This is a genomic window from Methanolobus halotolerans (assembly GCF_004745425.1).
GTDB classification, from domain to species: domain Archaea; phylum Halobacteriota; class Methanosarcinia; order Methanosarcinales; family Methanosarcinaceae; genus Methanolobus; species Methanolobus halotolerans.
Map to the genome: position 1 here is coordinate 1 of NZ_PGGK01000007.1, position 25,722 is coordinate 25,722.

Annotated in this window: 31 protein-coding genes and 1 pseudogene; 12 read left to right on the forward strand and 20 right to left on the reverse strand. The window is 43.6% G+C overall.

Translation table 11 applies throughout. The features are described from left to right. From CUN85_RS07570 to CUN85_RS07585, 5 genes and pseudogenes are all read left to right on the forward strand, one after another. Positions 1–365: transposase (locus CUN85_RS07570; protein ID WP_135389722.1), on the forward strand; the 365-nt coding region annotated here is incomplete at its 5' end. A gap of 95 nt (positions 366–460) precedes the next feature. After that, the gene (locus CUN85_RS07575; protein WP_328591252.1) at positions 461–2,101 is read left to right on the forward strand and encodes a histidine kinase dimerization/phospho-acceptor domain-containing protein; all 1,641 of its coding nucleotides are present in this window, start codon (positions 461–463) and stop codon (positions 2,099–2,101) included. Positions 2,102–2,142: 41 nt separating this feature from the next. After that, positions 2,143–2,533: pseudogene (locus CUN85_RS13365) on the forward strand (ATP-binding protein); the annotation flags it as partial. Positions 2,534–2,716: 183 nt separating this feature from the next. Further along, positions 2,717–3,064 carry a response regulator gene (locus tag CUN85_RS13370; RefSeq protein ID WP_235856259.1) on the forward strand — a complete coding sequence of 116 codons (348 nt, stop codon included), beginning with the start codon at positions 2,717–2,719 and terminating at the stop codon, positions 3,062–3,064. A 401-nt stretch (positions 3,065–3,465) separates the two neighbouring features. After that, complete coding sequence (locus tag CUN85_RS07585; protein ID WP_135389724.1) at positions 3,466–4,251, forward strand: helix-turn-helix transcriptional regulator; 786 nt, start codon at positions 3,466–3,468, stop codon at positions 4,249–4,251. Between the two features lie 399 nt (positions 4,252–4,650). On the opposite strand, the gene CUN85_RS12995 is transcribed toward CUN85_RS07585, so the two are convergent. Beyond that, entirely contained in the window at positions 4,651–4,794 is a 144-nt protein-coding gene (locus CUN85_RS12995) for a hypothetical protein (protein WP_167848828.1), read from the reverse strand. Positions 4,795–5,149: 355 nt separating this feature from the next. Here CUN85_RS12995 and CUN85_RS07595 point away from each other — a divergent pair, with 355 nt between their 5' ends. After that, positions 5,150–5,365, forward strand: a complete 216-nt coding sequence (locus CUN85_RS07595; protein ID WP_135389726.1) for a hypothetical protein — start codon at positions 5,150–5,152, stop codon at positions 5,363–5,365. A gap of 345 nt (positions 5,366–5,710) precedes the next feature. On the opposite strand, the gene CUN85_RS07600 is transcribed toward CUN85_RS07595, so the two are convergent. The 5 genes from CUN85_RS07600 to CUN85_RS07620 all read right to left on the reverse strand — a co-directional run bounded on the left by CUN85_RS07600 (position 5,711) and on the right by CUN85_RS07620 (position 9,649). After that, positions 5,711–6,694 (reverse strand): 2-hydroxyacid dehydrogenase, encoded by a 984-nt coding sequence (locus CUN85_RS07600; RefSeq protein ID WP_135389727.1) that lies wholly within the window; start codon positions 6,692–6,694, stop codon positions 5,711–5,713. 19 nt (positions 6,695–6,713) lie between these two features. Next, positions 6,714–7,136, reverse strand: coding sequence for a hypothetical protein (locus CUN85_RS07605; protein ID WP_135389728.1), 423 nt, complete (start codon positions 7,134–7,136; stop codon positions 6,714–6,716). A gap of 232 nt (positions 7,137–7,368) precedes the next feature. Next, positions 7,369–7,803: a YbhB/YbcL family Raf kinase inhibitor-like protein gene (locus CUN85_RS07610; protein ID WP_135389729.1), complete on the reverse strand. Its 435-nt coding sequence runs from the start codon at positions 7,801–7,803 to the stop codon at positions 7,369–7,371. Positions 7,804–7,905: 102 nt separating this feature from the next. Next, positions 7,906–8,628 (reverse strand): SDR family NAD(P)-dependent oxidoreductase, encoded by a 723-nt coding sequence (locus tag CUN85_RS07615; RefSeq protein ID WP_235856249.1) that lies wholly within the window; start codon positions 8,626–8,628, stop codon positions 7,906–7,908. Between the two features lie 205 nt (positions 8,629–8,833). Further along, entirely contained in the window at positions 8,834–9,649 is an 816-nt protein-coding gene (locus CUN85_RS07620) for a cytochrome P460 family protein (RefSeq protein ID WP_135389730.1), read from the reverse strand. 167 nt (positions 9,650–9,816) lie between these two features. Between CUN85_RS07620 and CUN85_RS07625 the strand changes: the two genes are divergently transcribed. Next, positions 9,817–10,470 carry a DUF2284 domain-containing protein gene (locus CUN85_RS07625; RefSeq protein ID WP_135389731.1) on the forward strand — a complete coding sequence of 218 codons (654 nt, stop codon included), beginning with the start codon at positions 9,817–9,819 and terminating at the stop codon, positions 10,468–10,470. A gap of 519 nt (positions 10,471–10,989) precedes the next feature. Here CUN85_RS07625 and CUN85_RS07630 read toward each other — a convergent pair. Further along, positions 10,990–11,775, reverse strand: a complete 786-nt coding sequence (locus CUN85_RS07630; RefSeq protein ID WP_167848829.1) for a helix-turn-helix transcriptional regulator — start codon at positions 11,773–11,775, stop codon at positions 10,990–10,992. Between the two features lie 157 nt (positions 11,776–11,932). After that, positions 11,933–12,955 (reverse strand): DUF2278 family protein, encoded by a 1,023-nt coding sequence (locus tag CUN85_RS07635; RefSeq protein WP_135389733.1) that lies wholly within the window; start codon positions 12,953–12,955, stop codon positions 11,933–11,935. A 296-nt stretch (positions 12,956–13,251) separates the two neighbouring features. On the opposite strand from CUN85_RS07635, the gene CUN85_RS07640 reads away from it, so the two are divergent. Beyond that, positions 13,252–13,611 (forward strand): carboxymuconolactone decarboxylase family protein, encoded by a 360-nt coding sequence (locus CUN85_RS07640; RefSeq protein WP_135389734.1) that lies wholly within the window; start codon positions 13,252–13,254, stop codon positions 13,609–13,611. Between the two features lie 10 nt (positions 13,612–13,621). Here the strand turns inward: CUN85_RS07640 and CUN85_RS07645 are convergent, their stop codons facing one another. Further along, positions 13,622–13,909, reverse strand: coding sequence for a DUF1294 domain-containing protein (locus CUN85_RS07645; protein WP_135389735.1), 288 nt, complete (start codon positions 13,907–13,909; stop codon positions 13,622–13,624). Positions 13,910–14,026: 117 nt separating this feature from the next. Between CUN85_RS07645 and CUN85_RS07650 the strand changes: the two genes are divergently transcribed. Continuing rightward, a complete protein-coding gene (locus CUN85_RS07650) occupies positions 14,027–14,446 on the forward strand; it encodes a cell surface lipoprotein (protein ID WP_135389736.1) in 420 nt (139 codons plus the stop codon). Between the two features lie 38 nt (positions 14,447–14,484). On the opposite strand, the gene msrB is transcribed toward CUN85_RS07650, so the two are convergent. Beyond that, a complete protein-coding gene (msrB, locus tag CUN85_RS07655; RefSeq protein ID WP_135389737.1) occupies positions 14,485–14,883 on the reverse strand; it encodes a peptide-methionine (R)-S-oxide reductase MsrB in 399 nt (132 codons plus the stop codon). 196 nt (positions 14,884–15,079) lie between these two features. Between msrB and CUN85_RS07660 the strand changes: the two genes are divergently transcribed. Further along, complete coding sequence (locus CUN85_RS07660) at positions 15,080–15,409, forward strand: hypothetical protein (RefSeq protein ID WP_135389738.1); 330 nt, start codon at positions 15,080–15,082, stop codon at positions 15,407–15,409. 153 nt (positions 15,410–15,562) lie between these two features. Next, complete coding sequence (gene gpmI, locus CUN85_RS07665; RefSeq protein ID WP_135389739.1) at positions 15,563–17,116, forward strand: 2,3-bisphosphoglycerate-independent phosphoglycerate mutase; 1,554 nt, start codon at positions 15,563–15,565, stop codon at positions 17,114–17,116. On the opposite strand, the gene fen is transcribed toward gpmI, so the two are convergent. The 3 genes from fen to CUN85_RS07680 form a co-directional block, all read right to left on the reverse strand. Then, positions 17,104–18,120 (reverse strand): flap endonuclease-1, encoded by a 1,017-nt coding sequence (fen, locus tag CUN85_RS07670; protein ID WP_135389740.1) that lies wholly within the window; start codon positions 18,118–18,120, stop codon positions 17,104–17,106. The genes gpmI and fen overlap by 13 nt on opposite strands. A 36-nt stretch (positions 18,121–18,156) precedes the next feature. Further along, positions 18,157–18,447, reverse strand: coding sequence for a hypothetical protein (locus CUN85_RS07675; protein ID WP_135389741.1), 291 nt, complete (start codon positions 18,445–18,447; stop codon positions 18,157–18,159). A 109-nt stretch (positions 18,448–18,556) separates the two neighbouring features. Then, positions 18,557–18,880, reverse strand: a complete 324-nt coding sequence (locus CUN85_RS07680) for a hypothetical protein (RefSeq protein WP_135389742.1) — start codon at positions 18,878–18,880, stop codon at positions 18,557–18,559. A gap of 143 nt (positions 18,881–19,023) precedes the next feature. Between CUN85_RS07680 and CUN85_RS07685 the strand changes: the two genes are divergently transcribed. Beyond that, positions 19,024–19,938, forward strand: a complete 915-nt coding sequence (locus tag CUN85_RS07685; protein ID WP_135389743.1) for a presenilin family intramembrane aspartyl protease PSH — start codon at positions 19,024–19,026, stop codon at positions 19,936–19,938. 3 nt (positions 19,939–19,941) lie between these two features. Here the strand turns inward: CUN85_RS07685 and CUN85_RS07690 are convergent, their stop codons facing one another. From CUN85_RS07690 to mmp3, 7 genes are read right to left on the reverse strand one after another with little or no spacing between them, the layout of a single operon-like run. Further along, positions 19,942–20,430: a carboxymuconolactone decarboxylase family protein gene (locus CUN85_RS07690; RefSeq protein ID WP_135389744.1), complete on the reverse strand. Its 489-nt coding sequence runs from the start codon at positions 20,428–20,430 to the stop codon at positions 19,942–19,944. 36 nt (positions 20,431–20,466) lie between these two features. Continuing rightward, positions 20,467–21,402, reverse strand: coding sequence for a methanogenesis marker 7 protein (locus tag CUN85_RS07695; RefSeq protein ID WP_135389745.1), 936 nt, complete (start codon positions 21,400–21,402; stop codon positions 20,467–20,469). Then, positions 21,402–22,001: a methanogenesis marker 17 protein gene (locus tag CUN85_RS07700; protein WP_135389746.1), complete on the reverse strand. Its 600-nt coding sequence runs from the start codon at positions 21,999–22,001 to the stop codon at positions 21,402–21,404. Before CUN85_RS07700 ends, CUN85_RS07695 begins: the two co-directional genes overlap by 1 nt. Before the next feature lie 5 nt (positions 22,002–22,006). After that, positions 22,007–23,248, reverse strand: coding sequence for a methanogenesis marker 15 protein (locus CUN85_RS07705; RefSeq protein ID WP_135389747.1), 1,242 nt, complete (start codon positions 23,246–23,248; stop codon positions 22,007–22,009). Beyond that, positions 23,245–23,706: a methanogenesis marker 5 protein gene (locus tag CUN85_RS07710; protein WP_135389748.1), complete on the reverse strand. Its 462-nt coding sequence runs from the start codon at positions 23,704–23,706 to the stop codon at positions 23,245–23,247. The genes CUN85_RS07705 and CUN85_RS07710 overlap by 4 nt, the downstream gene beginning before the upstream one ends. 9 nt (positions 23,707–23,715) lie before the next feature. Then, positions 23,716–24,150, reverse strand: a complete 435-nt coding sequence (locus CUN85_RS07715) for a methanogenesis marker 6 protein (RefSeq protein WP_135389749.1) — start codon at positions 24,148–24,150, stop codon at positions 23,716–23,718. Then, complete coding sequence (mmp3, locus tag CUN85_RS07720) at positions 24,150–25,712, reverse strand: methyl-coenzyme M reductase-associated protein Mmp3 (protein ID WP_135389750.1); 1,563 nt, start codon at positions 25,710–25,712, stop codon at positions 24,150–24,152. Before mmp3 ends, CUN85_RS07715 begins: the two co-directional genes overlap by 1 nt. Positions 25,713–25,722: the final 10 nt, after the last annotated feature.

Consider the following 25,722-nt stretch of genomic DNA (forward strand, 5'->3'; position numbering starts at 1 on the left):
ATAATCACCATTTCCTCGAAATAATGGAAGATATAAAGGTTCAGACTTATGGAAGACCAAGAACAAGACCATTAGAGGTACTGGCAGATCCGGCTTATGATGATGTGAAGATAAGGCAATATCTAAGATCCAGAACAATCAAAAGTAACATACCCATCAATATCAGGAACACTAAGAACAGAAAAAGAGGAAGACCGACAAGATTTGATTCTAAATCCTACCATAGAAGAGGGGCTATTGAACGATTTTTTGGATGGCTGAAGATGAGATTCAGAAGATTAGTAATCCGATATGAAAGACTTAACGTAGTGTTTAAAGGACTGTTAGATATTGCATGTTTCATGGTGTGTTGGAAAAAGCTATGAATGGAGTTTTGAAACCAGCTCAATATATAGCTAGTTTGCATCATGGTCTGACCAGACTAAAAAAGTGCGCCATAGGCAAAACAGAAGGTACAATAATGAAAAACGAACTAAGTGTGGAGCAGCTGTCTAAAATAAATAGCAGTCTGCTTGATTTGGGCGCCGACTATGAAGCCAATATTAACATCCTGACAGCACTTTGCGGTGAACTCCTTGGTGGTAGATGTGCTCTATACAACCGACTCAATGGTGACATGCTATCTTCTGTTGGACAATGGCATACTCCTCCAGACTATGTATCAGAGGATCGACCGCAAGGGCACATCTGCTATGACGTAATCAAACGCGGAATATCTGAACCATTTATTGTGCGCAATCTGAGCGAAACGGCCTATGCTAGGACAGATCCAAATGTGGCATTATATGGTCTGCAAACCTATATCGGTCATCCTGTCAAATGTTGCGGTGAGGCTGTAGGTTCTCTTTGTGTCGTGTATCAGGATAATGTAGATATCAGTGAGAATGACAAACATATCCTTGGACTCACCGCCTCGGCCATTGGCAGAGAGGAAGAACGTAAAAATGTAGAAGAGGAACTACATAAAAGTCAGCAGCAATTATCCAATGCATTAAATATCGCAATGCTTGGCCACTGGGAACTCGATGTTATCAAGGGTATATTTACTTTTTCGGATGAGTTTTACTCCATATTCCGCACGAATGCTAAGGAAATGGGCGGTTATAGAATGCCAATCGAGGATTATGCCAGGCGTTTTGTACATCCGGATGATCGTCATATGGTCTCAGAGGAGACGCGCAAGACATTGGATGCTAAAGATCCAGATTTCAGTCGTTACATTGAACATCGCATTCTCTATGCTGACGGGAGCACAGGTTACCTGGTAGTCAGATTCTTTATAGTCAAGGACGATGATGGCAAAACCATCAAGACTTATGGTGTAAATCAAGATATCACTGAACGCAAACAGACTGCAGATAGTTTGAACGAAAGTCAAACACGATTAAAAGTGGCACTTAAAAATTCACCTGTTATATTATTTAATCAAGACCTAGAGCTTCGTTATACTTGGATTCATTATCCAAATCCATTATTTGATCCAAATAGCGTTGTAGGTAAAACCGATAATGAACTGTTGCCATCTAATGATGCCATGTGTCTGACAAATATCAAACGTGGTGTTATAGAGACAGGGGTTATGCGTCGTGAAGAAGTACGGACTACTATACATGGTCAGCCATTTTTCTATGACCTTACAGTTGAACCCTTGTTTGATTCAACAGGTGCAATTGCTGGTGTATCATGTGCTTCAATTGATGTCACTGAACGTAAGTGGGCAGAGGAAGAACTAATAAAATCTAAAGAGGCTGCAGAAGCTGCCAACGTAGCAAAATCAGAGTTTCTTGCCAACATGAGCCATGAGATCCGAACGCCCATGAATGCGATAATTGGTTTTACTGATCTACTAATGGAAACCGAGATGAGCGATGTACAACAACACTATACTCAAATTGTACAAAAAAGTGGGGGACAACTTCTTGATCTTATAGAAGATGTACTTGACATCTCTAAGATAGATGCTGGTAAACTCGAACTTGAAAAGATGGAATTTGATCTGCTGAACCTTCTCAAGGACTTTGTCGACACCATGAGCCTACGTGCGCTTAGTAAGGGGCTGGAACTATCCTACGACCTCAAAGATGATGTTCCGGCTCTGTAGAAAACCTCTTGAAATCAGCATTTATTGACTCTATTTGAAAAATGGCGTCAATATCAGCTAGTACATTTAAATTTATTGTGTATTGTTATTTGCACCGTAATTCAGAGGATTTCTACAGAGCCGATGTTCCTTTGTTACTTCAAGGAGATCCTGGCCGCTTGACCCAGATTCTTACCAATCTAACAGGTAATGCTATCAAGTTTACTTCAGAAGGAAAAGTATTGATCCATATCTCAGTTGAATCCCAGAACGATGATAATGTCCTGCTGCGTTTTTCTGTAATCGATACAGGCATTGACATTCCTGAAGAAAAGATCGACCTTATTTTTGAAAAAGTTCACCCAGGCAGACGCCTCTAACAGCCGTAGATTCGGTGGCACAGGTCTGGGACTTGCAATATCCAGGCAACTGGTCGAGATGATGGATGGAAACATGGGTGTGATCAGTAAAGTTGGAGAAGGGTCAAAATTTTGGTTCACCGTAAGGCTGGAAAAACAGTCCGAAGTAAAGCAGATAGAAAAACCTGAAAAAGAAGATTTAACTCAAACCGGCGACAATATACTAAAGATCTTACTGGTCAAGGATGACATGCTCAATCAGGAAGTAGCTCAAACCATGCTAATTAGCCTGGGATTCGAGGTTGATGCTGTTGACAATGGCATGGAAGCTATAAAGGCTCTTGAGACAGAACCATATGATCTGGTGCTTATGGACATTCAAATGCCTGAGATGAACGGGCTGGAAGCCACAAAGATTATTCAAAGTCCAGAGTCCAAAGTGCTAAACAGGGATATTCCAATAATTGCATTGACAGCATATGCGATGAAAAATGACAGAGAGAAGTTTTTTGAAGCAGGAATGGTTGATTATATTTCCAAACCTATATCATTGAAATCACTTCGTGAATTGCTGGACAAATGGAATAATATTATTCTTACAAGTAGAGAATCTACACAATATTGAGGTTCAAATTTAATCGGATTCTGATGTAACTGTATATACCTCGTTCAGGCGAACTCAACATATAGTGCTTATCATAAATAGCATCGATTTTATCAAAGTGATCTTGCATTATATGATTATAGACTCCGCCTCTTTCAGCCGTGTTCAAAGAGAAAAGATGGCTTCTCTAAGTGTAAATCATACTATATGAAAAAGAACGCTGAAGCTGATAAGCCGTTACTTTGAACACTCATGTTAGGAAAAGGTTGGAGATGTGGGAACAAATATGAAACTTGAACTAAGCAGACAATAAAAATTTTAATGTAAACAAAAATAGTAACTATCAATGGTCTGTTTTAAATAAGATTTGTACATAAGTTCTACAAAGATAGAGTTAATATTTTTTGTGAGAGGTGACTTGAGTGAAAAGACCATTACTTGATGTAATATTTGCTTCTGAAAAGAGAAAAAATGTACTCTTTCTGTTGCAAGAAGGCCCTCAGGAAATGGAGTCTCTTCTCAAGTCATTGGATACAACCAGACATTCTTTACTTCCTCAAGTAAGGATTCTGGAAGAGCATCATCTTGTTGACCATTCTCAGGATTCTTATGAGCTGACAATAACTGGTAAACTTATGATTGACAGGATGAATCCCTTAGTTGGTACCATAGATCTGTTTGATACCGATGTCGATTATTGGGGAAGTCATGACTTTGGTTTTATTCCTCCACCCCTGTTAAATTGGCTTCATGAGATCATTCCTTGTGAGGTAGTCTCAAACACATCTCCTACAGAAGTATACAATCCCAATAAAAACGTTGTTGAAAAAGCAAAGCATTCAAAACTTCAGAATTCCGTTACCACTTTTCTTTTCCCGAACTTTGCATCGATACTTGCGGACTTCAATAAAAATGGTGTTAAGATGTGTCTGATAGTTTCCGAAGAGCTCCTTTCCAAAATAAAGAATGAAATGGAAGAGGTCAAAAATCTTCTTAACAATGGACTTAATGAAGTTTTCCTGTACCCCAAAGAAATGAATTTTGCATCCTTTGGTACTAATGATTTTTGCTTTATGATGAGGACACTAACCAAAAAAGGAGATTACGATTTAAAATACTTAATGGCTTGCAACACCTCTGCGATTAAATGGGGGAATGAATTATTCGAGTATTATCTAAAGGACTCTATTCCAATAAATAAGGTTTAATCTAATCTTCTGAATGTTCAATTTTTTAACTTAAGTTTGACAGTTTTTACTCTTTGATTAAGAAAATGTCTTCTCTTTGAACCCAAATTTTCGTTTTTTTTCTCAGGAAAAGCTATTTGACAGTTCAAACAATTTCACATTAATTACTACGATTTTACCCATTTTTTGCCTTAAAATCAGCGTATTCATGGCATCAAAGTTTGCGTAGATGTACCTTTTTGTTTGATCTTCCGTGTAATCAACGGTTACTATCAAATTAATAAGCTTTTTTTGACTCTGTAGAAGACCTGTCCAAACCACTATCGAGAAAACAAATATTGATAACTCACTTTTATCCAAATATCGATGATTTCTACAGAGCCGTTTCTTAAACACTAAATATACAGGAAGCAGAAAAAATTAAATTTTTTCACGCCAGTTGCGTTTCTTGAAGTCCACAGTTACAACTCCATGCTCATCTTTAACAAGTATGTCAGTGTCTTTGTGGGATATCAGATCGTAAGGATCCTCTTCCCATGGATACCGGGATTGCACAGCAATCATTTTTTGACCCCGGATAGTTGCTTATGCGCTTTTTCTGCAGATGTGAAAATAAGTAGATGGTATCTACTATCATGTGTATGGATAAACATTCTTAACCACTCCAGCCTTTCAAATAGACTTCATTGCCTTTAAAACTATCTCATGGTGCCGGCATAGATTGGCGTTTTTTGAGCAGTCCCGGATGCGGCACAGAGAATTTGCCTGCCGTACCATCATAACCATCCCGATGCATTTGAGACCGTCTTTTTATTATTAATGCGAACTATATATATAGTGTCATATTTTTTGTTTTTTCAGCCATTCAATGATAACTATATACATTATACATACATAGTAGTAAGCAGAGGTTAATAAATTGGTAACAATCCAGGAAATAAAGGAAATGTCAAACGAACAGATCATGACGGAAATGAAGTCCATATCACATCAAACAGGTGCCTCCAACCCATCTGCAGGACAAAATATGGCCATGATGTACATTGTAATGGCAAAGCGTAAGGGAATTGACCCACGTCCGAAGGTCAAATCACACGGAATGCTTGAGAAGGCTGAAAAGTCCGGGTGGCTGTAAGCCAGGACCAATGACCTCCCTGATACAATAGCTACAATTGCCAGAAGATGGATCGTATCCCCAATCCGCCTGCTCAAGCATGGAAAAAACCTGCCAGAGTAATACCGGATGTATATGATCGTTCACCAGATTTTTAAAACGCTTACCTATTTACATATTCACCCCGTTAACGAAACAGAAGGTGTGTGATATCATTTTTTTATACCACCCAACCAACCACCCCCCACTCCTTAAATCACACACCTTCATTTAGCAGCACCTTTTACAGGCATTATAGCCTATTGGCAGCACACTTCCAAAGTATGATGCCATTCCAGCATCATAAAGTATAAACTAATTGCAACATTATCCTTTTTCCTTGCCAAGGGCATCCTCATTTACCACATTCTTCGGATTTCCCTGCAGGAAGTGCCCTATATTGTCCAGTGTTACCGAAGTACACTCATCCAGGGATTCTTCCGATAGGAAAGCTATGTGTGGTGTGAGCAACACGTTGCTCAGCCTGAGGAAGGGGCTGTTGGATGGCAGGGGCTCTTCCTCGAACACATCAAGCCCGGCAGCTGCAATATAGCCACTTCGCAGGGAGCTCAGAAGGGCTGCTTCATCGACCACTTCACCTCTTGCAGTATTGATAAGAATGGAAGTGGACTTCATCTTGATCAATTCTTCAGCACCTATCATTTTCTCTGTTGACTGGGTAAGAGGCACATGCAAGGTCACAACATCCGATTGTGTTAAGAGTGTGTCCATATCCACAAACCTGACACCCAGCTTTTTTTCTTTTACGGGGTCCGGATGGGCTGTGTGAGCAAGTACCTGCATCTTGAAACCATGTGCTATCTCTATTACACGGCTTCCGATATTGCCTGTACCTATCACACCTATGGTCTTACCCATAAGCTGATTACCCCTGTATGCCCCACAGATGTAATCCCGCCACTCGAATTCACCCTCTCTGAGAGACCTGTCCGCTTCATGTAAACGCCTAAGCAGGTTGAGAACCTGGGCAAAAACGAATTCTGCAACAGCATCAAAAGCATAGCCGGGTACATTTGAAACAACAACCCCGTGTCTGGCAGCCACATCAATGTCTACATGGTCATAACCGGTCTGCCATACGGAAAGCATCTTAAGGTTCTCAGCAACGTCAAAAACCTCAGCAGGGAAACCGTACCTGCCAACTATCACAATATGTGCATCCTTTACCCTGTCGATCAGTTCTTCGTTGGATGAGGGCCATGTATTGTATACCTTGAGCTCACCCATCTCCTGAAGCCTTTTATGATATTCAGGTTGCAGAACTATCGGGTCAGCAACAACTATCTTCATGAATTTACCCCCGGGAAAACTATTCTTGCCCGCGTGTGCGGGGAACAGACCGCAGGCCATTATGCATCTGGCTTACTACGTGCTGTATTCTCGGATCATCTGCCACGATTTTTCCATCCTCGAAGCGGATATCCCCTTTGTTTATAAGCCATTGCTGAATATCCCATGAACCGTCTGCAAGCTTGCCTGTTATAAGCATAGAATCATTATCGGTCAAATGTTCAATCCTGAATGATGAGAAATGGTTCTTTGGCCTGACATTTATACGATGATAATGCTGAGCCCAGTTGTACAAGTCCCTCGCCCGCTCGTACACCCGTGAACTTTTATTCTGACTGCCGGCTGTTAGATCGGGAACTTTTCCGGAGTCTTTTCTTTTACTTACGATTTCACTACCATCCTTACTTGCCGAGAAATAGTTAGCTAACCTGTTATTCTTCATTGATTATTCCCACCTTATAAAAGACATACTTTGCCGATCTCATTTCAAACTAATCTGATCATGATAGACATAAAGAACAAACTGATATCAGACCTGAATGTCCTGAAATCCGGAACCCATATCTCCCCATAGATGATTATTGAAAATATTACTTAAACTTAACTTATATGTCAGAAACTACCTGCACGTGAATCACCGGCATCATGTTTGCAGGCTTTTTATTATAATGTGCTCAGGTTTGCTTTCCGTACTTGCCCATCAGTTCTCCCTTATCAAGTATGTGCGACCTCATCGCATTTTCTACTTCGTTCCTGCTTGTCCCGGTCTGAAGGTCCAGCCGTGCATCAAGAGCATATACTATGAAATAATAGCTATGTGTTCCTGAAGAGGGACATGGGCCACAATAGGATATAGTGTTAAAACCATTCTTGCCTTCCACTCCGGGAACTGAATTCTCAGCTATTGACTTCACGAAAGGAATATTCCATACTATCCAGTGGGTCATCGTGCCTGAAGAAGAATCAATACCATCAACCATTACTACAAGACTCATTGTTGTTGAAGGTAGATCATTGAACTGCAAGGGAGGACTGACGTTATCCCCATCACAGGTATATTTGGCAGGTATCATTTCCCCGTGTTCAAAAGCACTGCTTACAACTTCCATCCTTTATCACCTTTTATTTATATCATATATCCAACTTGATCAGAATTCCGAATCGTCTAAATAACAATTCCTTTATCGCAAACCTCTTATGAGCCGTACCCCTCAGCCATTGCCATAGACTGTAACGCAGGATCCAGAAGCTGTACCAGACCCCGGCAGACAGAGTTCAACTATCCTTGCTGCGACATCTTCAGGTCTGAGAGATGCTTCATCAGGATACAGCGACCTGTACATATCAGTATCAACACTGCCGGGACAGACCGCATGTACACCGATCTTCCCTGACACCTCCTGTGCCACTGACTCGGTCAGGCCAATGACCGCAAACTTTGAAGCTGAGTATACTGCTAGCTGCCTGATCCCACTTTTACCCGCACCGGAGGAAACGTTGATGACCTTACCACGACCTTCTCTGAGCATATGGGGCAGAACATACTTCATACAGAGGAACATGCCCCTTACATTAACATCCATTACAGTATCGTATTCCTCTGCACTGGTCTCTGTCAGGGGCTTCCTTACAGCCACACCTGCGTTGTTGACAAGGATATCTATAGTTCCGAAATGTTCAATGGACTTTGTTACCATACTCCTGATATCTGACTCTTCACGAAGGTCGGCTGCGACAGCAAGTGACTTGCTGCCCATATCTTCAACCATTTTCCGGACCTCTTCGATCTCGTCCTGGCTCCTTGCGGTTACAATTATATTTGCACCTTTTCTTGCCAGAGCCAGACAGGTGGCCCGTCCGATTCCCCTGCCTCCACCAGTTACAATGGCTGTTTGACCCTCAAGCTCCAATTCCTTTCCCTGAATAGAATTCACCCCCTACAATTCCAGGCATTGATCACAGATCACACATTTCAGGTGACAGTGCCCCGCCTTCACGATCACTCCTTATTTCCAACACAGTTAGCATGCTTAATAGTACTAACGAATTAATAGTATCAGGGAACAGACCAGCCAAATGAAAGGCAATAAAATGCCATATTCATAGTTACGTACCCTGTTAATGCAGACTGATTGCAGATCAGCCTGTTACAACGATCTGGCCTGTCGTCTGATAAGGATGTACGGTGCACATATAGCTGTATCTGCCTTCTCTGGCGAACGTATAACTGAAGGATTCACCCTGACCAAGCGGAGGAGACCTGAACAATCCGCCATCAATGGTATGTACTGCAGAGTCCCTGTTGGTCCATGTAACTGTGTCACCCACGTAAATGTTGACAGAATCCGGTTCAAAACTGTAGTTCCGGATATCCACATCGATTTCCCTGTAAGGTGTGTCTGTGATGTAGCTGGTGTAGACGTAGTCGTTATCCGCCACTACAGAGTGACATTCCTGGCACGACTCAACCCTCCCATCGACTATGATATCTCCTTCAGGGGTGTATGCTGCCCAGAACCAATCTCTGTGCTCAGTATCATAGCCTTCCACCTTGTAACGCACGCCTATTTCCCTCAGTTCCCCGTCAGTATCATAACTTTCCCTCACGGCCATACTCCCGGAAGGTAATGAGCCTGCTCTGTTCCGGATAGCAGATTCGGCATCTTCCGAAACATATGTTGTGAGCAGCGGTCCATGGATACTTGTGCTTGCATACATTTCTTCTCTCAATGGCCACAGTTCCCATGTCCTGTAGTTATTTTCCTCGGTTATGTAAGTGAACACTTCAGCACCATCAGGTCCCGGGAGTTCTGAATCCACATCCTCAGGCTCGACTGGAAGCACTTCCTGATCATCCGCATCCCCAATATCCGGGTCAGCATCCTGAGTATCAGTACAGCCTGTCGTTAAGAATATGCCTAGGAGAAGCAAAAATACCATTATTCCTATTTTCATGAATTAGCCCCATTAATCATATTTTGCGGCTCAATAGAAATACCTTTACTTTGCGGGTGAACTTTCGAGTTCAATAACATAAATGGCATTTATCATGAGACACAGGATAAGTTTTCATTTTTGTGAGGCAAAAACTAGAACTAATGCTGGACATATAAACGCAGATTATGTTAACTGACAACAATTACAGACTCCTGGAAGAGAAAGCAAAGAAGCAGGGCGCAAACAGTATCAGACTCATACCTGCGAAAGATATTGTAGTCGAGAACAGGACAATCCTGAAGTGCATATTCGGGTGTAATGGATATGGAAGCCAGGTATGCCCGCCATTCATACCGAAAGTGGAAGAATTCAGAAAGATGCTTGGTGAATATGAGTGGGTATTGCTGGCTGACTGGAAGTCAGAGAACATCTTTTCCAGAGAGATCAGTGAGAACTTCATAAAATACAGTGTATCTCCACCGGAAGATGTGATTACACAACAACAGCACCAAGACACATTGAAGACCGTCATGAAAGAACGCAAGGAAAGAATACAACCGGGAAGTATCGAAATTGAGAAGCTTGCCTGGAGTCTTGGATACAATACAGCCCTTGCCACTTTCCCCGGCATGTGCACATGGTGTGCCAACAGTGATTATTCAGGCGTCAGCTGTGCCGGAGCTGATGGAACATGCCATAATCCCACCATTCGAAGACCTTGTCTTATGGGTCTTGGTGTGCGTCTGGATAAGACATTGGAGAAACTTGGCATACCCCTTCAGAAATTCCCGATGAATGATACAATCCCATCCCAGTACACACTTATTTTACTGGAATAAATATTACATTTAGAAAATCGGATAAGGATCTTTTATATGACAAACAGGAAGAAAAAAAAGGATAATTCCGGCTTAATTACCCCCCGGCAACCCCTTGCCGGTGTTGCAATCAACTTTTATACTAGAAAAACCATTTTGAACTTAGATTAAGAAGGTAGGATGAGGCACCCAATAAACCACCACGCTTATGGTGCCTCTTTCCTTACGAATCCGGGATGTCCGCACATCCCTTCAACCCCCACTCACTCAACCCGCATGGCTGAGAAGGCAGGATGAGACGCCTGACAAACCACCACGCTTTAAGGCGTCTCTTTCCTTATATATCCGAGATATTCCCCAATATCTCTCTTAAACTCCACTCCCAAATACTGCGGTTCAAAACCCACGACCCGCATCCCTAAATACGCTCTTGTCTTGTATAACCACATCTATTATTAATAACAGCAGGGACCCTGTCTTCTATCGTGGACATCTTTTTTAATCACGTTAAACTTTGAACCACCCATTTAAAAAAGTATATCATATATCACCCATCGGTGCAGAATGCTCCAGGTAATTGTTAAAGAAGTCCTTTCCCCATGCAAGTGCACACGGACTGCAGCACATAAGTTGTTTGCTGTCGAACACGAGTTTTTTTTTCAGAAGCCGGAGGAATATGCAGTGGTCACTATATGCAACGGATAGAAAAGGCATTTCTAAGCGGGATACGAACATATTTACTCGACCCCTCTTCATTAGGCCTTTGAATTCATCCCTGTAATCAGTGCTTATTTTATGTGCCAGTTCCTTGCTTAAGACCATGGAGATCTCTACCCCATGTTCCAGGTAATCAGCGAACAGCGTGAAAAAATCCGGGTAAAGGAATGTTGTTACCATATTCATGGACTTTGAGGCCCTGATATTTTCACTGAAATCCCGGTTCATCTCATACAAATCAGCGATATCAGGTTCGATGACCGTACATGGACCAAGTTCACAAAACCGGTCCAAAAGGCCCGGCGGAATAAAGCTTAGTTCACGGCTTCCCCAGTAATCGATATCATTATCCAGAACGGCCACAATTCCCAGAAGAGGGGACATCTGTTTAACCACCATTTCTCCGATCGTTGTCAGACTGCACTGATCATCTTTTTTAATGATAAGATGATAATCTTCAAGAATTTTAATCTGGGGTAGCAGTCCCTGCCTGTTAGTGTCAAGTGCCTTCAGGATAGAACCCATTTTCAAAGGACCATCCTGCAGAAGCAAAAGTACTTTCTTTCTTTTTTCAGACATGAAAGCTATTTCTATCAATGATTTCTTCATGTAACCCTCCCCTACCCGGACAGACATCTGTAAGAATCCCCATCTCTCAAAACTCATATTTGAAACGATTATTGAGATATTTTATACCACTTTATTACTTCATTTTACTATTAAAACTTGTTTAATGAACAGAAAAAAAAGAATAAACGGACCAAAATTAGAATACGATCATCCAACCAGTCCTGATATCCTCCTTCACGTAATTTACTTCATGCATCATAACACCCATTTCATCAAAAAGGCTGATACTTCCACCTTTGTTGTACAACTGGGCACCTTTTCCGGAAAGGTGGATCTTTGCCCCCGCACCCGCCATAATAGTCCCTTTCAGGAGCGAGGTCCTGTTATTTCTGTCCACGATCATCCAGTCATCGATATTGACATCTTCCGGGGATGCATTGATCAGTGTAATTGTCTCCAGGCCAGGGTCATCACCAGAAGGGTCAACAAGGGCTGCAACGATCCTTATAGTACCTGCAGACGTACACTTCCGGTGTTTTAAGCACCCCGGAACTACAGCTTCCCCGGATGTATCCTCCTTACAATGACCTGTCACCTCATCGGTCACGAAACACTGGGACTGGAAAGCAAGGTAAAGCGCTACCCACCTTTTCTCCTCCGGCAGATGTATGAGCAGGCCTCCGTCATGGTAGGGTTTATCGGCATCCTTCCATTTCTTTGTACTGCCCTGGTTCATGTGAACATCATGTATGCCGCTTCCTGGCCTGAAACCAAAGCAACTGTCCTGCAAATAGCTATCAGGCCCCCACCTTTTTCCGAAGGCATATACAGTTCCTTCCGTTTTGATAGCTGCTTTGACATAGTCCCGGATCTTTTCATTCAGGTCATTGTCGGGTCCGGAAATGTCATGGTGCAGCATTTCCATGGAAGACACGTCAAATAGTCCTCCGCGGACATAATCCAGTGACATGTCCTTCTTGTCCTCGAGGGAATGAAAACCCATATCCAGACTTTCCAGCCTGGATATTACCGGATGATCGAAGTCCTCGTCTACATAATATAATAGTTCAGAAGGTGGTACACGTGATCTGACATTAACAGCAATACGATGCTCCATCTGACCATCGTAAACCAGTATCTGAAAATGAGGACTTCTGCCCGTTCCATATATCCAGTCTTTGGGTTTGCCTTTTAATACCCCATAGCTTTCAAGAGACATACAGGAACTTAGTGATAACCAGCATTAAAAGTTTTCTATTATTTTCGACACAGGAAAAAAACATATTTTTCATGGGAAACTTTGAATGTAGCATTAACAACCCCGGAAAAGAAATGAAAGAGCGTGCATACCATACTGCTAAAAGTCTTTATGCTTGATTTCCAGGGCCTTCCGGTACTATAGAAAATGTGTGATGAGCAATTACAATCATTAAATTTGAATAAGGGAATATGCTCACCCGTATTTCCTGTTAAGAAAACATTAAATCATTTCCTGCCAGATATTCACCGATAACTATGACAGATGATACACAGGAAATACAAGACATTAAGGGATTCCAGCCAAGGTCCGTACGCTATGCAAAACAGTTGAATGAGGATTTTGCAGAGGGACTTTCAGGGCTTTACAGTGCGGTCTGGGCCGACAGGGATAACGGGCTTTCGAAAAAGAATAAGCATCTGCTTGTTTTTGCCATTGCATGCTCCAATCTGAAAACCGAGAGTGCGGTAAAGATACTCCAGAGGCTTAAGAAGTTCGGAGCCACTCCGGAAGAAGTGAAGGATGCCATGATGATAGCTGCATGGACAGGCGGAATCCAGAATTTTACAGACTTTACACCCAATATCCTCAAGGAAATGGAAAGGCTGGGATTCTAAAAACCCCGGCTCATGTAAAAACATACAGAGGAAGCAAGAACCGTATAAAGACAAATATCTGGACCAGGAGTATAAAAGGCAGCCCTATTTTGAAAGAGGGGTGCCTTGTCTTGTGGCGAAAAAAATACATCCCTATTATCGAACCGATAGTGCCACCTACGACCGCCCACATAAAAAGAGTCTTTTCCGGAATTCTGCGCTCATTTCTTTTTGCTTTCCTTTTATCCATTCCCATAAGGGAAAATGTCAGTATATTTACCAGCAACAAATACATAAAAAATATAAAGGATATGTCCATAGCTTTTATTTCACCATATGCCGTATAAATTTTTCCCGAAAACAGCAACTGCAAATGTGATGGCCGCCGGGAAGAAAACTAATAGGCATCATGCTAAAAAAATACAGGGTGGTTAATATGATAAAGAAATGGCTGACATTGATAACAATATTAATGCTTGCAGGTGTGCTGGTCAGTGGATGTACTGACAGTACCGAAAATGTAGATAACGGAGAGGAGACCGAAGAGACAACATCCCTTGAGGATACAGCAGAAGATCCCGGATCTGTCGCTGGAGACGGAAAAGACTACGGTGTCATTTTGGAATACTATGGAGTAATGAAACCTTCTGAACTTGAGCTCAACAAAGGGGACAGGATAGCATGGAGAAATGCCAAACCCCAGGGCACATATGTGCTTGTCAGCGATGATGGTCTCTTCGAAGATCAGGAAATGGACCACAACGACATGCATTATTACACATTCACCGAAAGCGGCACATATTCCTTCAGCGTAAAAGATGTACCTGATATGACGCTCATGGTCACGGTCAGGTAGAATTGAGGTTTTGTCCTCGATCAGCATTTAATTTACTTTCAATCCTTTTTTTTAAAATCAAGTGATATAGAGTTCATACAGAACCTCTCTCCGGTGGATGGCGGACCGTCGTCGAACACATGCCCCAAGTGACTGCCGCACCTGCTACACAATATTTCGGTGCGCTTCATGAAATAACTGTTATCATCCCTTCGAATGATACGGTCCTCTGAAATAGGCTTCGTGAAACTTGGCCAGCCCGTACCCGAATCATATTTATCCTCCGAGTTGAAAAGTTCCTGCTTGCACGCTGCACACAGATAGGTACCCTTTTCCTTAAAGTTGTAGTACTTTCCGGCAAAGGCAGGCTCAGTGCCTTTTTTTCTCAGGACCAGGAATTCGTCCTTTGAAAGGATCTGTTTCCACTCTTCTTCTGACTTTTCGATCTTTTCCGGCATATTCTAAACTCCAAAAACTGAATCATTCCCCTATAAAAGTGGCCTATCTTCGAATAAATAAATATCGAACAGAAAAAACCATTTAAATAAATTAGTAAATATAAATAATGAGACCGGATAATTTATTATTATGTAAAAACAATATTTACATGGGTATGGTCTGAATCCCGGTCCGGACCAAATGCGGGGGTATTAAATGCCTGAATGGACTGAAGATTACGAGGACAACCGAAAGCATGCACTGATAAGGATCAGGAACATGGCACTTTCCGTGCAATATCGGAAAGAGCTGTCTCTGTGGGTTAATAACTATCTGAATCCTTTCTACATCCATAGGACAATTACAGAAAAAAGAAAGGATTTTGCAGATCCATTTGACCTGATACGCACGGAGGCTGAAAAGGACCTTGAATTCACGGTACTCAGTGCCACAAAAAAAGACAGAAGCAGCAGTGAAATAATACTGTTTGAAAGCAATCTTTTACTGTCATTTAACCTGCTCCTATCACGGATCAGGGCATCCTGATCCGAAATTGCTCCAGCCGGAAAAACAGGCGTTTAATTTTTAGTTCATGCCGCCGCCGAAGAAAACCCTAAATAAAAAGCCCTGGCTACGAATAACTCACGGGTCCGTAATAATGACAACGCATTTATGAACCTAAAGACATATTTAAACCATATGTCACAGATCAAAAAGCCCCTTTTGTTAATGATACTGGATGGGTGGGGCTACACAGATGAAAAAACAGGCAACGCAATTCTCGCTGCAAGAACACCGGTTCTTGACAGTCTTATTGAAAGATATCCTTCCTGTCTGCTGGAGGCTGCGGGCAATGCAGTAGGACTTCCTGAAGGCCAGATGGGGAACTCGGAGGTAGGACACCTTAACATTGGTGCAGGAAGGATCGTTTACCAGGAGTATACACGGATAAACAAATCAATAGATGATGGTTCCTTTTTCAGAAATCCAGCCTTGCTTGAAGCCATTGAGAATGTGAAGAGGAATAATTCATCACTTCACATAATGGGCCTGTTCTCTTATGGAGGCGTACACAGCCACATGAGCCACATGAGAGCGCTTGTGGAGATGAGTAAAAGGGAAGGACTTGCGAATGTCTATATACACGCATTCCTTGACGGCAGGGATGTGCCACCCAGAGCCGCACTGGAAGATATGAAGGAACATGAAGAGTACAGCAGAGAGATAGGATTCGGCAAGGTTGCAACAGTATCCGGAAGATACTACGCGATGGATCGTGACAAAAGATGGCAGCGGACCGAGCTTGCATATAACGCACTCACCCTGGGAGAGGGCAGTGTTGCAGGGGATCCGGTTACAGCTATAAAGAGGGCTTATGACAGAGAAGAGAATGATGAGTTTGTCAAACCCACGGTTATCGTTGATGAAGAAGGCGATCCGGTCGCAACCGTGAAAGACGGCGATTCTCTGGTATTCTTCAATTTCAGACCGGACAGGACACGCCAGCTGACATATGCTTTCGTGGATAAGGACTTTGAAGGCTTTGAAAGGAAAGCAGAGCCGGATATATTCTTTGTATCCATGACAGATTATGATGAAAAGCTGGATGTACCGGTCGCGTTCCCTGCGCAGAGCATACATGACACACTTGGAGAGGTACTGAGCAAGGCTGGCCTGAAACAGCTTCGTATCGCTGAAACCGAGAAATACGCCCATGTCACATTCTTTTTCAACGGCGGGAAGGAAAAACAGAATCCCGGAGAGGAAAGATGCCTTATACCCTCTCCGAAGATTTCAACCTATGACCTCAAACCGGAAATGAGTGCGTATGAAGTGACAGAGGAACTTATCAAACGCACCAGGTCAGGTAAATACGATGTTATCATCCTGAACTTTGCCAATATGGATATGGTGGGACACTCAGGCATCTTTGATGCCACTGTCATGGCTGTTGAAGCTGTTGATGATTGTGTCGGGAAAGTGATCAATGCCCTGACCGGTGAAGGCGGAGCAGCATTTATCACAGCTGACCATGGCAATGCGGAAAAGATACTGGACTACACTACAGGAAAAGCGCATACAGCACATACATGTAACCCTGTAAGGTGCATTCTCGTGAACGCAGATGAGGATATCACCCTGAGACCGGGAAAACTTGCTGACCTGGCTCCTTCCATGCTTGATATGCTTGGCATAGAAAAGCCGGATGAGATGACAGGCGATTCACTCCTTTTAAGGGATCAGAACCACTGATCAAGGGTCTGCTGACCTCCTCCGGCAGATGCTTCCAGGCGTTCCAGAGCCTTGATCACCCTGTCATTGGAAAAATCATGTTCCTCGCAAAGGAACTCAATGACAGCCTCATTTTTCGGTTTACTCCATTTCAGTTCATAATCATCGGAAACAGGTGGGTCGGTAAAGAAAGCTTTTACAGACTCCAGATCAGTGATTTCTATTTCCTTTGCTAGCAGCACTTTCTCAATGCTGCCATATTCCCTTACAAGCTTGAGGGCTTTTTTGGGACCGATATTCGCAAGTCCCTTATTGTAGTCAGTGCCCACACATAGGGCTATATCGATAAGTTGTTCATGAGTGATTCCAAGTTCGGAGAGTGATTCCTCAAGATCGATCACCTCGGGTTTGACATCTACATATATATTCTTCCCGGGAAGTTTCCTTTTCCCGGAAACCGTCAGGTTCCTCACCACAGACAAAGCGCCGAACAGCAGGGAATCGTAATCCTGGGAACCGATGAGATCGGCATCCCCTTTTTTGACCATATAGGCGGCCTGTGCCTCACCCTCCGAAGGTGCATCCATAAAAGGGATTCCCAGTCCAGAAAGCAACTTTTTCGAATCCCCGACAATTGTGGCATCTACCTTAGAGGAAGCCTGTGCATATTTGTATGCTTCCTCTGCAAGTCCTTTTTCCCGGGCCTCGGCCGACCTTATCATGGCATTCTCACGTACCTCAGCACGTTTTTCAATTGTTCGGGATTTTATTGCGGGAGGTTTGCCATCGAAAACAAAGACAGGTTTTATTCCTGCTTCCATAAGACTTGCCATCCTGTACAGGATGCCCGAAAGATGAGAGGTGATATTTCCATTGGAATCTTTAAGGGGTGTACCATCCCTCTGGCGAATAATGCTCAGGAATTGATAAAGAGTATTGTAGGCATCGATGGCAATTACTTTGGAAGACAATCCTGATAACTCCACAGGCCTCTTTTTCAAGAGGTCCCCTATATCAGTGCCCATTTAATTACCGTCCTTTATTTCAGAATTATAGCAGATTTATTCGTTCAGCCTTACATCGAGGACTGAATCATCGTTTGCATCTATCTTCCCCACTTTTAAGATATTTCCCACCCGATCTATAAGATTTATTTTCGTGACCTGTACCTGATGAATGTCGTTGTTGTCCCTGTTCTTGTGAACAATAAGGAGACTTTGCTCTGTAGATTCATTTTTTCCCAGTTTTGCAGCGATGTTCTTTATCAGCTGTTCAAACTCGGAATATATCAGGATCTCAGAACACTTACCAGCTTTTTTAATTATTCCTACCGGTTCTAAGTTAATGCGCATCTACGCACCCCTAATTAGAATGGAAAACATTGAATCCCTGTATGAACACCTTGTTAATATGGTTTTCGGACTAATGTCAATACATTGATCTGGAAAAAGAAGGCATACTTCACCTGTAACGGGTCCTCTCCAGGGAGTTCATTACGTCATCAACCCTTACAAGTACCTCGTTCATCTTCTGGTCAAGATTGCCTTCAACACTCTGGACATTCATCCTCAACGAGCGCTCCTTTGCCTCAAGCATATTGTCTATTTTTCTAAGGCGCATATCGAGTGAAAGGATCATAGCAGCTAGAGATCCAACCATCACGATAGCTGATAGCACTATCAGAGCATTTGCCGGACTGTACGTGAATCTTCCGAGCCACTCATAGGTCAAAACAAATGCAGATACTACCATTACAATTGAGAATATTATATCCCGGCTTTCCATTGTTGTTCCCTCTTTGCTTATATGGGCTTCCTATGTATTTATATTATTTTCTATTCGAGTGAGAATTGGCATAATATTAAATATATATACACATAACATATTTGAAACAGATATAAATATTTGTAATAACGGGAGTTCATGCATTGAGTTCAGAGAAAAAAAGCATTAAAGAATACAAGCCAATGATTGCAATGGCAGGTATCATTATAATTGTACAGTTGGTAGCCTTGCTTTTAGCCACACCCATGGTGGCCGAAGACATGATGGCTTTCGAAGACCCTGATTCTGCCTCAAACAGCATTCTTTACATAATTGCCATACTCATCTTCACATTCCTGTTATTGATGGCTATGAAACGAGGAATGCAGTGGATAATACAACTCACCATATTGCTAGCAGTGAGTGCCACAATGTATTATGTATTCTATGCCTTGCTGTCGCTTACAGAAATGTCGATCATGACCAACAATGCAGTGTCTGTAACCATTGCCTTGATCCTCACGGGCCTGCTTTATAAATTCCCGGAGTGGTATGTGATAAACACAATCGGACTCATCATCGGTGCAGGAGCAAGTGCCATATTCGGAATATCGCTTTCCATAATACCGGTAGTGGTCCTTCTTGCACTCCTGGCGATATATGATGCAATTGCAGTGTACAAGACAAAACACATGATAGACCTTGCTGAAGGAGTTATGGATTTACGCCTGCCTATACTGTTTGTGATGCCAAAGCATCTCAAGTACTCCTTTATCAGGGATTCTTTCAAAAAAGAAGAAGGAGAGGAAAGAGAGGCTTTTTTCATGGGACTTGGCGATGCCATCATGCCAACCATACTTGTAGTATCTGCAAACATATTCCTTACAGATACATACCGGATAGGTGGATTCATAAATATCCCGGCATTGGGAGCCATGATAGGCACTATTGCCGGATTCGCCGTATTGACAATACTTGTGATGAAAGGTAAACCGCAGGCAGGACTGCCATTCCTGAATGGAGGCGTTATCCTAGGCTACATTGCAGGCGTCCTGATAGGAGGAACACCCCTCTATTAAAAATCATTCTTCTTCTGGGAGTTCCGAAACTATATTACATACGGAGCAGGTCTGGCTCCCACTCTCTTTTTCGGAATCCTGACAACTCCGGGATTCCCGGCAACTGAACTCCGAGTCCAGGGAGCGCGTTCCTTCTGCTAATACAGCAGCATTTGAGATCGTGGAGGCTATCAGGATGGCATCGAATATCTCTTCCTTTGACACACCAAGCCTTTTAGCAACTCTCACATGGGTCTTAAGGCAGTACTCACACCTGAGTGCAGAAGAAACCGCTACGCATATCAGTTCAATGGTCTTTGGATCCATACGTTTGAACTCACGCATGACACTGTTCTCATATATCATTCGGGGGATGAACAGCTCCGGGATGTCCTTCATGAAATTGATAATATATGGTATCTCACCATATCTTTTTTCCACATCTGTAAGAATATCATCCACAGCTTCATTGGTTTCCTGGTCAAGGATTTTCCGTATCTTTTCGATTTCCATGAGAGCAGCCTCATCTACTATAGAGCGGAATATTATCTAAATGGCAAAACCAACCTCAGACTCACGTTTGATTTTGACCAATATATAATTTTTCATTTTTGACGGAGTTATCCTTGCAAGTTCGAAGAGTCTTATACCTTCATCGAATTCAAGATTCTCTATCTTTTCATGGAATTCCCCGTACGGAAGTTTTATCCGCAGGCCATCAAGCTGCAGGGTTATCGGAGCAGGCGCAAGCACCTGTCCTATCTGAGGTACTTGCTCATGTACTTCCTTCATGACACGGGGAGGCAGTACTGCCAGAGGGTCCTTTGCAATCTCCTCACGCATTTGCTTTACAATGTCGGCAACTTTCTGGTTCATGATATCAAGTGAACTTATCTCTTCCGACTTACGAAGGCGGTGAGCTACTCTTCCTATGTTGCCCACATATACGTCGGCATTGGCAACGTCCTCTGTTTTAAGATCGGGGCCTCCTGTCACAACTTTGGGGATCCGCACACCTTCAAGCAGCTTTGGTTTCTTGTTTCTGATACAATCACTGAAGGTACCAAAAGAAAAGACTGCAATATCATGCTCATTGATGAGCTTTCGCTCATAATCCGCGGACAGAGCAACTCTCCTCCCCATCCCCCTTGCAAGACCCAGCATATTAGTGTTCGCACCATCCCTGCGAAGATGTTCCGCAACATCGCAGGCAGAGTGAGGCAGGTGATGAGAGGCCAGGGTGGGGGATACTACGGCTATTTCCGTACCTGTCAGCGGAGCCTTTGTGAGAGTGCCAAGCAGTTTCGTACCAAGCTCCTCTATAAGATGAACATCATCCCTGGGTATCAGCATGATCAAAGTGACCTCTGTTGCAGCAGGAACCTTCTGAATGAGGTATCCCCCCAGGTCCTCCAGAAGTTCGGTTATAAGAGTGTGCTTATGGACACCACCCTCATATATGTACGGTTCAAGCACTGCAGCCATTATTTCTCCTCCTGTAGTTGCTCAAGGATCATGTGTCCTTCCTCGATCCATTCGGATTTCAGGTTGTCCTCGCTCGCCACGAAAATAAAATAATTGTCCTTCATGGAGTGATAACGCACCCTGAAACCCTCAGGAGTTGACCTTATGGCCATTTCCACCAGTCTTGACAACAGGGTTTGTTTGGGATCGGCAACTAGCATCTCTTCCAGGAAACTAATCTCCTTTTCAGGGTCTTCTTTCTGCCTTATAAGCAAGGTCTTTCTTTCAGGTTGTATGACATTGCCACGGCTATACCTTGCCCATAGCTTTTCCAGCAGTGCAGGCAGATACTTTTCTTCATTCATTGTGAGCTTAATCTCTTTTTTTTCCAGATTTCCGTATCCTACCTCCGCAAAGTCCGACAACTTCACAGGTGACTGACTTCCCCTCAGGACGATAGCCATCTGAAAAAGGGAATCCTCCGGCCTGATGACAACTTTAATCCTTCCGATGGCCCCTCCCAGTACAAGCTCGGAGATAATATCCGAAATGATGCTCCTGTATGCTGCACCTTCTTCCGGAACCGTGGATTCGACGATAAAGGTCTCGAGAGCTTCCATATAAGTTACTCCTCTACATATCCCGAAGAGAGCAAAGCACTACCAACCGCACCGATCAGATGGGAATTCGGAGGAACAAGCACTTTTATCTTGAGTAGTTCGCTGAGCGCCTTGGGAACACCCTCGATGAGGGATGAACCGCCCACAAGTATAAGTGGCTCTTTGACATCGACTTCCTGCAATTGCTGTTCATATATCTGTTCAACAACACTGTAACAGGCAGCTGCGGCAACATCCTCAGGAGTCGAGCCCTTGGCAAGGGAATTTACCAGTGACTGGATACCGAAAACTATACAATAACTGTTCATACTCACTTTTTCCTGCATACCTTTTACCGCAAGGGCACCGAGTTCAGTAATATCTATACCCAGCCTCTTGGCAGTCATATCCAGGAAACGTCCAGAAGCACCTGCACAGATACCCCCCATTGTGAACATTCCCGGTATGCCGTCCTCGACCGATATGGCCTTGTTGTCCATACCACCGATGTCAATTACAGTAGCAGAACCTTTTTGCTTGCCGGCGAGGTACACAGCTCCCTTGGAGTTGACCGTGATCTCTTCCTGTATCAGTTGAGCATTGAAGTGCTCACCTACCAGGAAACGACCGTAGCCTGTGGTCCCCATAGCCTGTATATCCTCCCGTTTTACACCTGCTTCCTCAAGCGCATGATCGAAGGCTTCTGTCGCACTCTCAATTACCTTGATTGTCGGCACCCATCCGGAACCAATTATTTTGTCATCCTTCATGATTACTGCCTTGGTCGTGGTGGAACCCGAATCGATACCTGCGGTCAGGCCGCTCTGATGTTCCCTTGCGAGCAGATGCCTGCGCCTTGCAATGGTTGTAAGGGCCTCCATACGTGTCAAAAGGGTCGCAGCTGTAGTGCGTTCCGTGAAAGAATAGCTGATAACAGGGATATCCGAATGTCTGTGAATATAACGCCTTACCTCGTTCCTGACGATAGCAGCTTCTGCGCACCTGAAACATGAAGTAATGAAAACACCATCCACATCTGCAATACCTTCTACGACAGCCTTTGCCCTTGCCATCATAAGTCGAAGATCAGGACTTGCCGCCTCCAAACCGAATTCCTTTCCGATCGTATCCAGGGAGGAAACATCAATCTCAGGATACACAAGCCGCGCGTTGACAGATTCCGCCACTGACTCTAGTTCACCGTGCACTCCGGCATACTCAGAACCACAGGATACCAGGGCAACTTTTACAACGGCTTCTTCTTTCATTCTTCACCTTCCTTTTCATCTTTCGGTAGGGACTTTAAGAACTCACCTATCTTGTAAACGAATTCCCTTGCTTCGTCATCCCCTTTCGGATAGTCCACTTCAAGGATGGGCATGTCACGTTGTCTGATGAGGAATTTAGTGAGTTCATTGGTACGTGCGCAACCCATGCAACCAAATGCCATCGGAGATTCGTTCACAATTATCGCGGCTTCTGCTTCATCTATCATAGGACCCACTATCGCCATTCTTCCCCTGACACCCGCAGGCACTTCAACTGCTGCATATTTCAATCCCATTTTTGGTTCTTCCGGTGTTATATTCAGAGGAGGGGAATCCACACCCACAGTAGATACCTTTTCCTTTATCTTTGCCATCATAGCAATGGGTGTGTGACCGAATCTCTCAACCAGGTCAGAAAGGATCAGGCTGTTCGTAGGATAAATAATGACTTTTACCATAATAATGCCTCATAAATCGGATCTGATAATATCTTCCAGTTGTTCGATCTCGAACTTCTTCTTTTCCGGAGTCTTTTTCAGAGGAACCTTCTTCTCATAATCATCCAGGGCCCTACCTATCATGGGAAGCATCTGGACCTCTTCTCTCAGATAATGGAAGCCAGGCCTTGGTCCTCCTCCCCTGCTTGCACGACAGCGCCTCTCATCTCCGGGAGGAAAACCTCTTTCCTTCACAAAGATATGGTTTCTGTCCAGGTCAACAACTTCCTGTATGACCCTGTTGACATCTTTCCTCGGACCTGTGACCATAGTCCCGAAACATGTCTCTTTAATCACTATACTTGTTTCGGACTCGTATATCTTCATTGCAGCATCTATAGGCAGGACGCTGTCAGAGCTTATCACCACGATCTTGGTAATAACATCATCTTCCTTCCCCGACATTATTCTTCCTCCAGGCTGCTTTCTATTACATACATGACATCTCCGTCTTTGAGATTTGCGAGCTTATCCATCTCAAGGATCTTTCCGATAATGTTCGTATTGGTGAACTTCTCACCGGTAGGTCCGAAAAGATCACTATCCTCTGCTTTCACACCAACCATACCAGCTCTTTTGGCCGCCTGATTGGTCACACCTATCTCAGCGGCACTCACCTTTCCCCGGGGAGTGTTCTCTGGCAGGATCTCCTTATACTTCTCCGCTTCTTTTTCTGCCTTGAAAATATAAGTATTATCATATGTCATAAGAACAGGCAGAACACCCACAGGTTTGTACTGCATTTCCGTTGCATGCCTGAAAAAGTCAATTGTCTTTGGAGCAAGCTCATCATAGAGTTCGACCTTTACAAGATGTTGCGGGTCCACACCTGTAAGGGTAACTTTTCCTTCCCTTAGTATGTCTATAGTTGTCTCCGGAGTCTGCCTGACAATAAAACCATCGTCTTCCACATATCCCTCCCTGGCAATCTCCACACCCATGCCAGCCATTTCAGTTTCAGCTTCCAGATGGCTTATTCCCGGAAGCATTATGGACGGAGGTGATTTCTCTACTGTTATCTTCTGGCCGGTCTTTGCCATTTTTGCAAGTTGAAGACCCCTGACAACGTGGCCGACTACCGAGTGCATGATGGTCGAGGTCCTGTCATCCGTAGCGATGAACAATTTACCTGAGCCATATCCCACCGTCCTGACAAATACAGAACCAGCCGATCGCGGCTCAAAATTCTCATAAGTTACCAGCTCACCCTGGAAACGGTGGTCGGAAATGAAAGACGTTGACACAAAATCAATATTGAACACGCCATCCCTTGTGACCGCATACAGGTGTTCCGCGCCTTCGGGAGCTTCCGGGTCCACCTCTATCTCCAGATAGGTGAATATCTTCGCACCGTCTTCAAGTCTTGTCGAGAGATCCGTAGTGGAGATATGCTCTCCTACCTGCTCCCATTCTATAAAGGGCTCAATATCCAGCACACGATCATTCTTACCCAGCTCAAGCAGGATATGTTTCCCGCTTATCACTTTTGCGAATGCGCCTTCTTCAGGTCCGCCATATTCAGCAACATGTTTATCCCGGGTAAAAATGAGGTGTGTGTTACCGGGATCGCCACCTCCTGCAGCGAACATGATCTCAAAGGCTTTGAACTCCATGTTTCCCCTGACGCTGCTTGTGTCAGAAACAAAAGGACCAAAGGCAATGGCATCCTTACTTACCCAGCGCACAGGCAGATCGCTGTATTCCCCATAGCTAGACACCCATCTTTGCTTTGAAGGGGAAGGAGTCTCATCCAGCTCGATTTTGAAATCACCCTTTGATGTCCTCACAGTATATTCCAGAGAGCCCTCTGCCTTAAGATCACCTCTCTCTACAAGGATTCCGACTACTGTGCCTTTTCTATAAGGAGCGTTTGACACCCTGATCGCATCTTCAAGGGTTGAACCTTCCTGCAACTCGATCTCGTAACCATTAATCTCCACCTTAATTTCATCACTCGTGTCAAACACCTCTTATATA